This window comes from Pseudomonas sp. BRG-100 (assembly GCF_000737955.1).
GTDB lineage: Bacteria > Pseudomonadota > Gammaproteobacteria > Pseudomonadales > Pseudomonadaceae > Aquipseudomonas > Aquipseudomonas synxantha_A.
This window is the reverse complement of sequence record NZ_JPRX01000001.1, coordinates 2,340,019-2,353,220: the sequence shown is the minus strand read 5'-3', so window position 1 is coordinate 2,353,220 and position 13,202 is coordinate 2,340,019. Positions and strand designations below refer to the sequence as shown.

Sequence of the window (13,202 nt, the reverse complement as noted above, 5' to 3'; positions counted from 1 at the left end):
TCAACGTCATTCTCAAGCGACTGCACTGCAATAATCCCCATAAACATACAAAAAACGTTTGTTAAATTTTATAAGTGGATGCTTTATTTGAAGCAGCTCCAATAGAAAAGACCTGGCCAGGAAAGTCGAGATGTGGAGAGAAACCATCCACTTGCATTTCTGAAGATATAGCCAGTCTCGCTATCTCCGATGCCAAAAGCGCCGGTTAAAGAGCATGACTTCCATGTGGTGTCGCCAAGGGAGCAGGTCACACTTCCTCTGGGAGGCGCCTGGCAGGTGCCCTGGATCAGCTGGAATTCCCACCCACCTGGTCTTTTCCATAAGCCTTGTTCGCAGGACAACGTTATTCCCGCGGCGCTTTTTGCAAGAAGGGTTCGGTCACTGCACTGTTGCCCCTCGGTAGCTATGCCTCCCAGGGACAAATATTCATTTGTCTGAATGCGATCATAGGCCGTTATCTTGCCAGTCGAGGTTATCTTTCCACCCCATAGTTCACCACCGGTTGAAAAGTTTTTGTCGTTATAAACCTGGACCCAGTTGGGGCTATTTTGATAAATCCCGCCTCCCCATTTTTCGCTGTACCAGCCTGTGTCACCACGTGTTCTGAACCAACCACCTGTGCTGGTATCACCGGTAATGGTTGCAGTCGCGGCATTAACATTGGCTGTGGCGATGACGTTTCGAGCTGTAATATCGGCATTAGCTGTAATGTTGCCCGACGCTGTGATATTTCCTGCATTGTTAATATTGTGGTTTCCCATCGTGATATCAGTATTCATCGTGTTGAATTCTGGATGGTTGGGTACTGCGTTTCGATATAGATAGTCATTAGCCAACGCACCATCCATAAGGAAAAGTGCGCTGGCTGTATGTCCTGGGCCAGGAGCTATAGCATAGTTACTTAGTGCTACCTGCCATCCCCCCCTCACCCCCTGGACGATGCTCGGGTTGGCTGAAGAGATGAAGCCACCAGGTCCTCCGAGATTTTCAGCGATGGTTCGGATACCCATTTCTGGAATTGTCTGCCCACCAGTAGTAACCACAATTACTTCCAGTTGATTGGGGTTGGGTTTCCGGGCGAGGCCGAGAATGGTTTGCCCAAAGGCGTTAGTGGGGCTAAAACCTGCAGGAAGGTAGTTGGTGTTGACGAGCATCGGAACGGTTATTTGCACCGGTACGGTTGCTGCCGCGTTGGCCAGCACCACGCTGTAGTTATCCTTCAGATATTTGGCCAATGCCTCTGAAATGGTTCTCTGTTGATCAGCAGCAATTCGATAGTCCTGAGAGTCCATCTGTTTGATTTGCCATGCGATCGCCAAAGTGACGACAACGGAGAAAACGGCCAATCCGATCGCCATGTCCAAGCTCAAGAAGCCCCGCTGCTTGTTCCTACTGGTCATTCCAGAGACTCCTTGATGATTGGTGAGCGATGTCGTGATCGAGCATCGTGATCTTTCCTGCATGGACTTTCTCTCGGATGCCCGGTCCGTCATCGCCCGTGAAAAGCAGGCTCTGCAGGGTTAATCGACGACTTCCTTCGTTGCCGCTTGATAAGGACTGGTGAAGAACGGCCACTAACCCCTTGGAGAGCAGCTCTCGGGCGTTATTGAGTAACGGCTGAGCCAGGGCTGATATACGCTCAATGCCTTGAGTAACGCTGCCTGCATGGCCTGTGCTGATGATGAGATGGCCATTGATCGAGGCTTGAATTACTTGTGCTGCTGTCGAGCTGTCGCGAATTTCTCCCACGAACAGGAAATCGGCTCTTGTGCGCAGCGCTAGAATCAACGCCTCCTCGTATCCCCCCATCCGGCGAGAGACCGGAACTTGAATGCAGCGCCCACTACCATGGCGACCATTCAAAAACGGTTCTGGAGGATCCTCGACAGCCACACAAATGCCTCCCCAGGCCTCAAGGCGAGCTTTCACCAGTGAAGCTGCACTGGAGGTTTTCCCTGTGCCCATTTCCCCACAAATGAATATCAGGCCGCGAACCGTGTCGCTCATCAGCGCGTCCTGCAGATAGTCGGGCAGACCCAGCATGTCCAATGGACGGATCTGGACTGAGGATTTGCTTACGACAAACACAGGCTTGCCATTCAAATCCAGCAACTGGGTTACACGAAGGACGACGCCATCTTCAATTAGGGCGAACTCTGGATCCTGGGTTGCCTTGTGCTTTTCCTCGCACTGCGCCCGTAAGCGCTCAAGGTCTGCCCGCCATTCGGCGGGCGCTTCAACCCTTCGTGCCTGCCCAGGGAGACCTTTGGCGTCGGCAAATCCATCGCCGAGGTACAGGTCGACGAATTCAGCATCAGAGATCACGCTCACACTGAATTCCTTAGTACGAAGTCCAAGCGATGGTATTGGCGTCCGAGGAGCAGCTGGTCGCAGCTGCCACCGCAGTGATTTCGCCGGCAATTGCAGTGCCGCCGTTGATCGCCGTCGTTGTCTGTTTGTCCTTGGCCATGTTCGAGGCAAGGGTGATGCAGGCATTTTTCGGAAGGTTGGATTCTGTGATGGTGAAGGTCATGCCGTTGCTCATCACGGTCACTGCGCCGTTCCAGCGGTTGGAAAGGGCATTACCGTTGATGCTCATGCCGCCAGTTGCCTCGAGGTTGATCAAAGAAGGCGCCAAGTTGGTGCCTGCCGTGGCGTAACCCGTGGTGCTTTTCAGTCGTTTGGTATTGCTCAGCAACGTGCCGAGATTGCTCTGTTCAATAGTGACGTCCGAGCTGCCGAACGTTCTGTAGCCCATGAACACGATGAAACCAAGCGCCACCGCGATCAGCATCAACCAGAACATCCCGTCCAGGGAGAGAAATCCGCGTTGGTTGTTTGGAGTGTTTGTTGGCATTTCCAGTACCTCATTTAGGTTTGATTTAAAGCGTTGCAGTCACATTGCCGGCCAACTGGAAGATTCCGATCACTACCAGAATCATCATGACCCCCATGGCCATGGAGGACATGCCGATAAGAGATTTGGCGATGGCTTCGACGCGCTGAAGGGTTTGCTCCAGCCACCGGTTTGAAAACCGTTCCATCGACTCGGCGAAGCCTTTTCGGGTGGCGAGTACTTCCAGAAAATGCATCGCCATGGGGTCTGGGAATTGATGACCCGCTAGCTTCAATGCAGTACCGAAGTTTTTGCCGGCGCTCACTCCGTAATGAATGGCGCTCAGCCGCTCTTTCAGCCATGGGGAGGCATTGCGTTGAAGAGAGGTCAATGCATCGAGTTGATTGATGCCGGAGCGCAGCATCACAGCCATGTTGAGCAGAAAGATCGAACCGTGGAGTGCCTTGTAGACTGACCAAGGCGGGAGCCTCTCAGCACGGACTCGCAGGATCTGTAGCAGCTTGTTCAACTGCAGCTTCCACGAAGGGCTGGCGGCCGTGATCTGAAGTCCACAAAACACGGGGAGAGTGACGATCGATATGAGGATGAAGACGATCACAGCTATCAGCGTTACAAGTCCGTAGTGGGTCACGAAATTCGACAGGGCGTAGAGGAAGGCCGGCACGCCGGTCCACGCCTCGGGGTTGGAGCGTCGTGTCATGGAGGGCACCATCCACACTGCAATCACATACAGCAACGCCGCCATGACGCTCCACACCACGGAGGGGAAAACGGTGGCGGACGCTACGAGTTTGCTGATCCGCTGACGTACTTCGATGATCCTCACGCAGTCCCGAAATGCCTGCACCAGGTTGCCGGTGTCTTCCCCGGAAGCGATCAAAGAGTTCTCGTCATAGGGAACCCAGCCTTCGCAGGAAATGCTCAGCGATTTCCCACCTTTTACCGATTGCGCGATATCCTTGCAGGCAAGGGACACTGGATGGAGCTTCTGCCCGTTATCGCTGAATGCTCTGGCCACCGTGTGCAGTGCGTCCTCAAGCGACACACCATCCTCAAGGATGCCCATCAGGCTCTCGTAGAACTGGATTCTTTCGTTTTTGCCGAACTGCTTGGCATAGAAGGTCTCTGCCCAACGATTCAGCATCGCTCTGATGTCACTCAGCATGAGCGAGCTCCAGGATTTGCCGGTCAAAGTCCAAAGGCCCCACCGTCATTTCGGCGTGGCGGGGGTCTACTAATCCTTGTTTCAGTTTGATGATCGTGTGCGCGGTCTTGGTAATACCGCACATTTCCTTGACCCAGTGGCGACGTGCCGCACTTGCACCCTGCCCATTGAAAACGCGCATGAACTCAAGGTCAGTGAGCAAAGTTTCCGCAACCACCGTGCGACCGGTGATGCCCAAGCCTTTGCAGCGCGGGCATCCCGGTCCTTTGAGGTAGGTCTCATCAATCGCTTCTAGATCGCGCAAGCGCTGCACCAGCGCACTGTTGAGCTGCCCGAGATGCTCGCGTGCGGGTACGCGGCAGTGGGAACACAGCACGGGCAAGAGGGATTGGTTGACCACGCTTGTCATCAATGCAGGATCAGTAACCAGGTGTCGGTCTACACCCATGTCGATCAGTCGTTGAAGAGCTGCTACAGCGTTATTGGTGTGCAGTGTCGTCAGCACCAGGTGACCAGTCATACCGCCGCGGAAAGCTGCTTGTGCTGATGCAAGGTCCCGGATCTCCCCATACATGAGAATGTCAGGGTCGAGCCGCATGGAATTGGTGATACCGTCATTCCAGGTTTCACCGGCGCCCAGCGGTGACTGATTGGCGAGGAGTGGATATTCAGGTGGATCTTCCATCGTCAGAATGTGTTTTGTTCCACCGCACTCTTCATGCAAGAGGTTCAGGTTTACCTGCAGCGACTTCGATTTGCCGGAACCGGTGGGTCCAGTGATCAGGTTCACCCCATAAGGCAAGCTGCGGATGCGGCTGAATGCATCAATTTGCTGCGTCAGGAAACCGAGATCACTAAGCGTCATTTTGGTTTTGTCGTCATACAGCAGACGCAAAACCATCAAAGGGCCATCTACGAGCGGCCGAGTGGCGACTCGGGCACCGAACAAACCGAGTTGGTCAACATAGGCGCGTTTTACCCTGGCGTCCTGGCTCACCTGCGGCTGGTAGTGGTCTTTCGCGACATCGCACATGCTGTTGTAGAGGGACGAGCAGAGCTCCATGCCCACCTGGCTCTGATGCTGTTCTGCCTCCCACAAGAGCCCGTGGATGCGAAAGAAGATTCGAGTGATATCGTGACCTACGACAAAGTGGACGTCGCTAGCGTTGCGCCGGTGGGCTTCTCCTAAAAGCTGCACCACCTGGGCCTGGCGCTTCGTCTCGGTCGCCGATAGCGCTTTACCATTTGCATCATCATTGGCGCGGTAGAGTGCCTTGATCGTGCTCATCGAGCAGACCTTGACCTCAAAGTGGTGATTTTCGTGTTCCAGCTGGTCCTCGAATGCCATGACATAGGCATCCGTTTGGTGTTGGGCTGACACATACAAAATCCCATCGCTGGTCAGCGCACATAGTTGACGCAGCTCGGGTTTCAGCTCAAACGGTCCACCAGGGGCCGTCAGCAGTGTTTGGTGCGACGTCAGTAGGACTGCAGCAGACTCATCACTGTCAGGCTCTATGACATCTGGTTTTTCAGTCAGGATCGTCATCGAACTTCTCAATCAACGTTGGCCAGGGATCAGCCCAGGCGGCATGGGTGCTGATGGGGTAATGCTGGGGGCTGAATTGTTGACGTTGCTCAAGCTGGCCGGGGGCGTACTGGAAAAGCCGAGGGGGTAGCGCTTACCGCCACGCTCGAGGGTCACGTTTTCGACTGAGAGGATGGCCACGCGATAACCACCGGGTAACTCCCGAGATGAGGCATCTGCGTCTACTTCAAATCCACTGCTGTAGAGCAGGGTTGCACGGAGCCGTTTTGCTGAGCCGAATACCGCTTTCACGACAGGCAATTCAGACTGCGTATCACTGCTGTGGGCCGAGGCTGCAGCCGGCTGTGTGAGGTTTCCTTGAGAAAAAAACACAGTTGACGGCTGCGTCGTCGCACTTTGGTCTTCGCCCTTGATCGATCTTTCGGCCTTGGCTTTCTCGGCTTTGGCATTCAACAAGATCGTCTGGCTTTGAATCAGGGCCAGCTCGCCGACGTTCACCCCAGATAGGGTGTTCTCATCTGCCCAACTCGATGGTGCCCCTAACGCAAGGATGGAGCACAAAAAGCACAGCGCTTTATTTCGCATAAAGGTCACCTATTACCGACCAGATAAGATGGCCAGACTGATATTCGGTCTTAATTTCACGCAGCCGCAGGCCTTGATTAGGCGCGTCGGCCAGAGAGTCCAACGGAGTAATTCCAGTGGCGTAGCTCAGCTCGAATTGCTTCCATTGAGGTGGTGGGGGCGGCGGGGGAGCAGGCTGACCGGGAATGGCCGGTTGAACGGGCACAACGACCGGTACTTCTTTCAGTACAGGGGTTTGCGTGAAGCTATGCAGCCAAGAGGAGAGGTTCGCCAACATCACGATGGCTTCTTTTAGAGACTCATCACCGGCTGCGGGTAGCGAGATGTCGAATTTCAACGTGGCCGAGTTGCCCTCGTCAAAGAAGGCCGGCCGATCAGAAAAGTGGCCCTGAGTTGCCTGTATCAGTTTGTCGGCTGTGCTATTGCCCGAACGCTTATAAGAGGACAAGACCTGTGCGCCGTCGCAGACTGCACTCGTAAACTGCCATCCCTGAATGGACAGAGGCAACTGATAAATGACGTTGCTGCAACCCTCCAAGAAATCAGCAACAGATGGACGTTTGGCCCAGGGGTGTTCAAGCGCTTGGGGCGGCTGCTCCATACCGGATTCTTTTTGCAGCCTGGCCAACTCTGCCAGGCGTTGCTGTTCAGCCTGGAACGCCGCCTCTTTGGCTATCCGGTCCTGATGGCTCTGCCATTGAGCCCACCCGATGATGCCGGCAGCGATCAGCGCTCCAAGAATTGCCAGTTGCACCAGTTCTGCTTTGGATAACCCAAAGACGAGTGGCCGAAGCCGGTACTCGCGTTTCAGGTGCGAGGGCTTTAGTAGATCTTCCACGTCCAGTGGTTGACCACCCATTTCGAACTCTGGGGGCAGGTACTCATGGTCGAAGTTGATGCCACGACTACGCTGTTGTACAACTCGGCGGCGCACCTCGGCACCTGTGCCGATCATGTCGCAGCCAGAGATCACCCCACCTTGATACACCGCGACGAGAGCGTATTGGTCAATGTCGCCTTCAGTTTTCCAGGCCGCGATCCATGAGTCCCCCAGCTGTCCAGCTAAGGTGGCCGCGAGCGAGTACATCCCTTTAGTGACCTCCTCACTACGCGCTACGAAACCCGCCTGGATAATGGCTGGTGTTCTTCTAATGGCGACAATGTCCAGGTGGTGCTCACGACCGTATTGGCGCGCTTCTTTCATGTGACCGGTAACACTGCCCAGAGGATGCCAGCGCAGACCGGTGACAAATGATTTCCCTCGATACTGGAGTACCTGGACCCGAGCAGAGCGTGCATTTTTTGAGGTTTCCGCAACCATGGCTTACCCCTTGGAACCTGTGCAATGCAGCAGTGGGGTAGGGCAAGAGCCCCAAGGCTCGTTGGCAGCAGGTGAAATCACCGCGCTGGGGCTGCCTGTGTCGCTATCAACAACAGGAGTAATCAGCACTACGAGCACGCTGTGCCCTGTGGTGCGGACACGGCTGCCGCCCAAACCGAAGAACCCTGGATCCCCCACGCCCGACTTGGTTGCGTTTTCGCTGTTCTCCTCAAAGCCAGTCAGTACGAGGGTTTGACCGCTGCGCAATTTGACCTTGGGCGACAGGTTCTTGGTGTCGTAGTCCGCTGTCTGGACACTGGAGCCGTTGCTCGTAAAAGTGGTAAACGTCGGTTTGCTGCTCATGCTCAGGGTGATCATCAGCAGCATGTTGTCCTGGTCGATGATTCGAGGAAGCAACATCATGTTGAAGCCGCTGGTGATGGTCGCAGGGGTGAGCGAAGTAGACGATCCAACGGAAGCCGTAGTGGTTGTCGAGCTTGATGCGACATAGCTCTTTACGTTGCCGATCTGGATTGGTGCCGGCTGCAGATTCAGCGTGGTGACCGACGGCGAGCGAACGTTTGAGATACGGCCCTGTTCTGAGAGTGCTTTTATGATTAAGTTGGAGCCAGCCCAGGGAGACTTCGACGTGTCCAAAATACTCAGGGAGCCCGAAACCGCACCCGTGCTTATGCCGGTGGTGGCATTTTTCAGGGAGAAGCCCCATTTGTTGCTCAAGGACGTATAGACAGCTGTCCAGTCCAGGCCAGTCTGGTCTGTGTCAGTGAGAGTTACCTCGAAGACTTTGACATTGAACAAAACCTGACGAGTGATACTGCTGTTGATCGAATTCAGGTATTTGGCAACGTTAGAAAGTACTTCTGGTCGATCACTTACCGTCAGGGTGCCAGTGGATCGGGAGAGGAACATTCGGCCTTGGGGCTGCTGGCTCAGCATCGCCTTGACGTTTTTTTCAACGTCTCCGATCAGGGACGTCTTGATGGTGACGGTGGTGCTCTGGTTGCTGCCTGATTCACCCGATGCTCCTGTCGACGAAGATCCGCCACCACCGCCACCACCGGAACTGCTCCCGCTGCCTGTGGCGGTCAGCAAGCCCGACTTCACAGTGCTTTCAATGACCTGGTCATCTCCAAATGCCCAGACGTCGAACGTCTTGGTGTCGAAGTAAGTGACATGCACGCTGCGATCATCGGAGGAATAATTCCACGCTAAACCCAACTGGGAGGTCGATTGATTCAACAACCCTGACAGCTTGCCGCTGTACTTAATGGGGAATGTGTTGGGCGCAGTCAGCCCAACCGAATTCATTGAGCGGGCGCTGCTCGGAACATTGCCGATGACGCCGGCGGGCATGAAGTTGGCCAGGTTGTCGGCAGAGCCCAAACCAGGTGGAACTGCAGGTCCTGAGTTGCCCTGGGTCGAACTGGAAAGGACACTTGGGTCGATTGCATCAGGGGCTACGATGACCGGAACACCACATTCGCTAGTGATGTACTGCGCAATCTCAGCGATCCCAACGTTATACGAAGGGCGATAGGTGATATCGCAATCCATGCTCAGCGGTAAACCACGCTTGGCGACCAGCGGTTTTTTGGATACCCATGGTTTGTCGCTGAACACCACCGTAGCGCGGGCGGACTCTTGTTGCTGATTTCTCAGAAATCGGCTGTATTGGGAGGCTGTCGCAGCGTCATTTTCAGCTCGGCTGGCTGATTCATTCACGCGCTGCAGCGAACAGGAACTCACCAGCGAGACCATGAGTGACAAGGCTGTGCCTTTGATCCAGAGACGAGCATTCATCATTTGTTCCTCTCTGTAATAAAAATCAGCCGCTGTGATGAGCTACTGTCGACCACATCGACCAGAAAGGACCGTGGAGCCGTGTCGTACAGCGGGAAAATCGACCCGATGGCTTCTTGGAAACTGCCCTCAAATCGAAGCGGAGCGTCAATTGAATAATCCAAATCATCGACCTGCCACATCAGTTTCCAGCCCGCTTTTTCAGCCCAGCCTTCGACGGTTTGACGAAGAGTTGAGCCAGTTGAAGCCGTCCATATCTGGGCCAGCGGCTTCGGTGCTGCAGTTTCCGTCGCAACTGGCTTTGGCGCTGGAGAAGCTGCGGACGTCGCGGTGACCAGTTTCGGAGTTGAAGCGACCTTCGCATTGGCATTGCTGACCGTGGTCGAGGCCGGACTCGGATTCGGCAAGGTAGACGTTTGTTTGGTAGAGCCGTCCTTGGTATTCACCGTAGAAGGGGCCACGGTTATGGCTGGTGCAGCATTCGCCGCAGGTGTGGCGGCAGATGCTGTTGTTGTGAAAGGCGCTGTTTGCAGAACTGCGGCGACTACTACTTGGCTGCCCGCATCGTTGTTATGGCTCTTTGCTGCGACAGGCTGTGCAGCTGTCGATGTGTTGAGCTGAGCAATCTGAGTTGATGCAGGACGTGGAGAGTCAGGGAGCTGGTAGCCAGGGCGCAGGACGTAGCACACCTGACGGTTGACCTCGTCCACCTTCACCTGCCAGGCCGGACCTGCGAGCACTTGCAGGGTGTTACGCAGAGTCATTGGGCCAAGTTTATATTGGGCTGCTGGCAGTGGTCGGGTGTAGAGGATGTTGACGTGGCCAGTGTCTGCCGAGCAAAGCGTATAACCGGAACGGTCCACCACGTACTGCATCGCTTCACGCACATTTGGGTGCATGTTGGCTGGAATGCTGATGTCGATAATCTGAGCCATCAGGTCACGTTGGCCAGAATCTGGCAGCGTGCTGACGAGGGTGTAGCGGCCATAGCGCACTACTGGTTCTTTTTCAGGAACGGCGCCGCCAGGATAGAGGTCTGGCGTCAACATGTCCGGATTGCGACTGCTGTCGAAAGCGGGCTTGGGTGTCTGCGCCGTTTGGGTCGTGCAACTGGCGATTAACGCGAGCAGCCAGAGCGTGGTGACGTGCCTGATCATGTGCCGAGAGGCCCCCTGTAATGATAGGGGAACGGTGACAGGCTGGTACCAGCTGCGCAGTAGGAAATAGAAAACTGCGTCTTTAGGTATTTACGTAACCGCTACCACGGCTCTCGTTGCTATTTCTCAAACCAAGGAAAATGAGCGGTGTGTTCTGGCGTGCTGAAGGTTTTTTTTAAGAAGTACCCACATGCATAAACAAAATGCAAGAACCCCCATGAGATCCATACCGAACTGATCGAGCTGAAAAAAACCATGCTTTTCAATTTGGCCTACCTCCCATGCTATCGATACTACGATGTAAGCGCTTGCAAGGATTGCCGTCCAATGAGTGATGTAAGCTGGGCGGGTTCTGGTCATTAACCATCTACGGAACTTCCCAAACGCCAATACTCGAATAGGACTTTTTATAAAGCGGGCTTTTGATGTGACGGACAATGCAAAAAGCAGTATCGCCAGCAAGACAGCAGTGGCCGCAAATCCTCCTATGAAGTGTTCAATCAAGCTCGCATTGCCGAATCTGATGAGCTTGAATACTTCTCTTACGGGAAGATGTGTTTCATAACGACTTAGATAGGCGAGCACTCCCCATAGTAGGGCAGTGGCTATTAAGAAATATAGTTTTCTGGGGAAGGCCTTTTTGCGCACAAAAACTCCAAATACCTTGCGGATAGTCTCGTGAGATTCTTTCATAAATATAATTATATGAAAACCTTGCCTCATGACCTAAATCTTGGGTTTCCGCATCGTATAGGAGCATGGATGTAAAGTTACACGTAGTTCAATAGTTCAGATCTGGCGTTGGCGACAGCATCGGGCTCAATGAGGTCACTTGCCAACTGGCGCTTATCCAGCAGCATTTGCCAGAGCATCTGGTCGATGGTGTTTTCCACCAGCGGGATTTTCACCACGACCATCCTCAACTGCCCATTGCGGTAGGCCCTGTCCTCAGCCTGGTCCTGCAGTCCAGGCGTCCAGGGCAGGCCCAGGAACATGACATAGTTGGCCGCAGTGAGGTTGTTGCCGGTGCCGGCAGCGGAGGTAGTGGCTGCAAAAATGCGGGTTTCTGGATCACTTTGGAATTGATCGATCGCTTTCTGCCGTTTGCCTACAGAGTCACTGCCGACAACCGTGACGCACCCGTACTCAGCTTGCTTGCACCGAGTGCGAAGTGTTCCTACCGTATCCTTGAATTCACAGAACAAGATAACTTTGTCCTCCGCGTCCAGTTCACACAGCAGATCCATTACGACGCGAATCTTCACCTGCTCAAGCAACTGACGCAGTGATCCCAACCTGGCGAGGCTAGGCCTGTCTTCAAGCCGAATCTGATCGTATTGCTTGCGCTCTTCAGCAGTGAGCTCGACGGGTAGCGTTTGGCGCTGTTTGCCTTTGAGACCGGGTAAGACATCCTTGCGTCGACGAAGCATCCAATCGCCGATTGCGTCCCGCAGATTCATGCGGAAATCCTGACTGCCGGCGAACTGTTCGCAGAATTCTTTCAAGGGCAGTTTCCCAACGGGGTGGCCGGATAGCCGTAGCAACGTGTGCAGCTCAGATTCTCGGTTGAGGACTGGCGTACCCGTCAGCAGGTAGCGGTTGGGTATCTTGGCGGCAATGTCGAAGCCGTGACGTGTCCACGCGGCGGTCGGCTCTTTCAGGCGGTGCGCCTCGTCGATGATCATCACGTCAAAGTGTCCTGCATGCAGAACAAAATCGCCCAGGCGTTCGTAGTTGGTGATAATCCATTGCGAAGAGGGATCAAAGACCTGTTGGCCGATTGTGGCCTCGGGATACACCATCTGGATTTCGCGTTGCCAGTTGATGATCAACGTCGACAGGGTGATTACCAAGATGGGTCTATCAGCTGCTCGGATTGCAGCGGCAATGATTGCCTGGCGAGTTTTGCCCAGCCCCATGTCATCCGCAAGCAAGGCGCTTGTGCGCTGTAGCAAGTGCCGGATGCCTGCCGGTTGATGGTCCAGTAAAGAATAACCAGCCAATGCCTGGTTAATCTGTTCGGTGGTGAACCCGGTGCGCTCGATTGAGGGCACCGCGGCTAGATACATATCGGTTGAGGTGCTGTCATCAGCCGCTTTTGCTGCGCGCTCTTGTGGCGGTCCACCAAGACTGATGCGGGTGATTTCATCAGCTGGAACAACCGATCCGTCGGTCAGCAGCTCTTGCACGGTGTCGAGGATTTCGAACTGATCCTCCGACAATCCAAGCTCCAGGATCAAGTTGCTTCGCACCACTTCCGCACCAGCGTCGATGCGCCAGGACTTGGAATGCCCGAGAAACACGCCGTGCATGCGCCTTGAAACGGCGACCGCACCAGGATGGAAGTCACCTGACAGCAGGATCCCGCCCTGAACGAGTGGAGCTATCCGAAAGGTCAGCCCCCACGTGAATGCCTGCCGATCTGGGGCGTTTGGTGCGGCTGTGATTTTATGTGAAAACGTCTCCCAACTTTCATTGAAACGGTCCTCGGACAACTCCATCAAACGGTGGAAGAGCACATCCAGGTCATCCAGCAACTTGCCTTTTGGTAATCGCCAATAGCGATGTTGAGGATGCTCGGCACGCCGAATATAGAAACCATTACGTTCGAGAAACAGCCGGTTCGCACCCTCAACGTATTGCAATAAGACGCCGAAGTCATAGCCGTCAAAAATGACTTTTTCGACCAGGTCCTGCCGGCGGTTCATCAGACGTGGACGACTCATGTCTTGCTCAAGCGTTGGTTG

The 13,202-nt window shown here is 54.4% G+C and carries 11 protein-coding genes; all 11 read right to left on the bottom strand.

The features are described 5' to 3' along the window. Positions 1-83: 83 nt before the first annotated feature. The 11 genes from pilV to JH25_RS16880 all read right to left on the bottom strand — a co-directional run bounded on the left by pilV (position 84) and on the right by JH25_RS16880 (position 13,181). Positions 84-1,400 (bottom strand): shufflon system plasmid conjugative transfer pilus tip adhesin PilV, encoded by a 1,317-nt coding sequence (pilV, locus tag JH25_RS16835; protein ID WP_032877884.1) that lies wholly within the window; start codon positions 1,398-1,400, stop codon positions 84-86. Continuing rightward, entirely contained in the window at positions 1,390-2,331 is a 942-nt protein-coding gene (locus JH25_RS16840; protein WP_008437359.1) for an ATPase, T2SS/T4P/T4SS family, read from the bottom strand. The genes pilV and JH25_RS16840 overlap by 11 nt, the downstream gene beginning before the upstream one ends. Positions 2,332-2,341: 10 nt before the next feature. Continuing rightward, the gene (locus JH25_RS16845) at positions 2,342-2,857 is read right to left on the bottom strand and encodes a type 4 pilus major pilin (RefSeq protein ID WP_173667485.1); all 516 of its coding nucleotides are present in this window, start codon (positions 2,855-2,857) and stop codon (positions 2,342-2,344) included. Positions 2,858-2,882: 25 nt separating this feature from the next. Beyond that, positions 2,883-4,022 (bottom strand): type II secretion system F family protein, encoded by a 1,140-nt coding sequence (locus tag JH25_RS16850; protein WP_032877881.1) that lies wholly within the window; start codon positions 4,020-4,022, stop codon positions 2,883-2,885. Continuing rightward, positions 4,012-5,571 carry a GspE/PulE family protein gene (locus tag JH25_RS16855; protein WP_032877879.1) on the bottom strand — a complete coding sequence of 520 codons (1,560 nt, stop codon included), beginning with the start codon at positions 5,569-5,571 and terminating at the stop codon, positions 4,012-4,014. The genes JH25_RS16850 and JH25_RS16855 overlap by 11 nt, the downstream gene beginning before the upstream one ends. A gap of 12 nt (positions 5,572-5,583) precedes the next feature. Further along, a complete protein-coding gene (gene pilP, locus JH25_RS16860; protein ID WP_032877877.1) occupies positions 5,584-6,156 on the bottom strand; it encodes a type IV pilus biogenesis protein PilP in 573 nt (190 codons plus the stop codon). Next, positions 6,146-7,477, bottom strand: coding sequence for a type 4b pilus protein PilO2 (gene pilO2 / locus JH25_RS16865; RefSeq protein ID WP_032877876.1), 1,332 nt, complete (start codon positions 7,475-7,477; stop codon positions 6,146-6,148). The genes pilP and pilO2 overlap by 11 nt, the downstream gene beginning before the upstream one ends. A gap of 3 nt (positions 7,478-7,480) precedes the next feature. Next, positions 7,481-9,298: a PilN family type IVB pilus formation outer membrane protein gene (pilN, locus tag JH25_RS0127035; RefSeq protein WP_032877874.1), complete on the bottom strand. Its 1,818-nt coding sequence runs from the start codon at positions 9,296-9,298 to the stop codon at positions 7,481-7,483. Next, positions 9,298-10,455 (bottom strand): PFGI-1 class ICE element type IV pilus protein PilL2, encoded by a 1,158-nt coding sequence (pilL2, locus tag JH25_RS16870; protein ID WP_032877871.1) that lies wholly within the window; start codon positions 10,453-10,455, stop codon positions 9,298-9,300. The genes pilN and pilL2 overlap by 1 nt, the downstream gene beginning before the upstream one ends. Positions 10,456-10,581: 126 nt before the next feature. Next, positions 10,582-11,148 carry a 34 kDa antigenic family protein gene (locus JH25_RS16875; RefSeq protein WP_164699514.1) on the bottom strand — a complete coding sequence of 189 codons (567 nt, stop codon included), beginning with the start codon at positions 11,146-11,148 and terminating at the stop codon, positions 10,582-10,584. A gap of 77 nt (positions 11,149-11,225) precedes the next feature. Continuing rightward, entirely contained in the window at positions 11,226-13,181 is a 1,956-nt protein-coding gene (locus JH25_RS16880; protein WP_032877868.1) for a DEAD/DEAH box helicase, read from the bottom strand. Between the last annotated feature and the right edge of the window lie 21 nt (positions 13,182-13,202).

What these genes read in the sequence shown, in the direction of transcription:
- pilN (WP_032877874.1), bottom strand. Translation starts at nt 9,298, where the DNA reads ATGAATGCTCGTCTCTGGATCAAAGGCACAGCCTTGTCACTCATGGTC.
- pilL2 (WP_032877871.1), bottom strand. Translation starts at nt 10,455, where the DNA reads ATGATCAGGCACGTCACCACGCTCTGGCTGCTCGCGTTAATCGCCAGT.
- JH25_RS16850 (WP_032877881.1), bottom strand. Translation starts at nt 4,022, where the DNA reads ATGCTGAGTGACATCAGAGCGATGCTGAATCGTTGGGCAGAGACCTTC.
- JH25_RS16855 (WP_032877879.1), bottom strand. Translation starts at nt 5,571, where the DNA reads ATGACGATCCTGACTGAAAAACCAGATGTCATAGAGCCTGACAGTGAT.
- JH25_RS16875 (WP_164699514.1), bottom strand. Translation starts at nt 11,148, where the DNA reads ATGAAAGAATCTCACGAGACTATCCGCAAGGTATTTGGAGTTTTTGTG.
- pilV (WP_032877884.1), bottom strand. Translation starts at nt 1,400, where the DNA reads ATGACCAGTAGGAACAAGCAGCGGGGCTTCTTGAGCTTGGACATGGCG.
- JH25_RS16845 (WP_173667485.1), bottom strand. Translation starts at nt 2,857, where the DNA reads ATGCCAACAAACACTCCAAACAACCAACGCGGATTTCTCTCCCTGGAC.
- JH25_RS16880 (WP_032877868.1), bottom strand. Translation starts at nt 13,181, where the DNA reads ATGAGTCGTCCACGTCTGATGAACCGCCGGCAGGACCTGGTCGAAAAA.
- pilP (WP_032877877.1), bottom strand. Translation starts at nt 6,156, where the DNA reads ATGCGAAATAAAGCGCTGTGCTTTTTGTGCTCCATCCTTGCGTTAGGG.
- pilO2 (WP_032877876.1), bottom strand. Translation starts at nt 7,477, where the DNA reads ATGGTTGCGGAAACCTCAAAAAATGCACGCTCTGCTCGGGTCCAGGTA.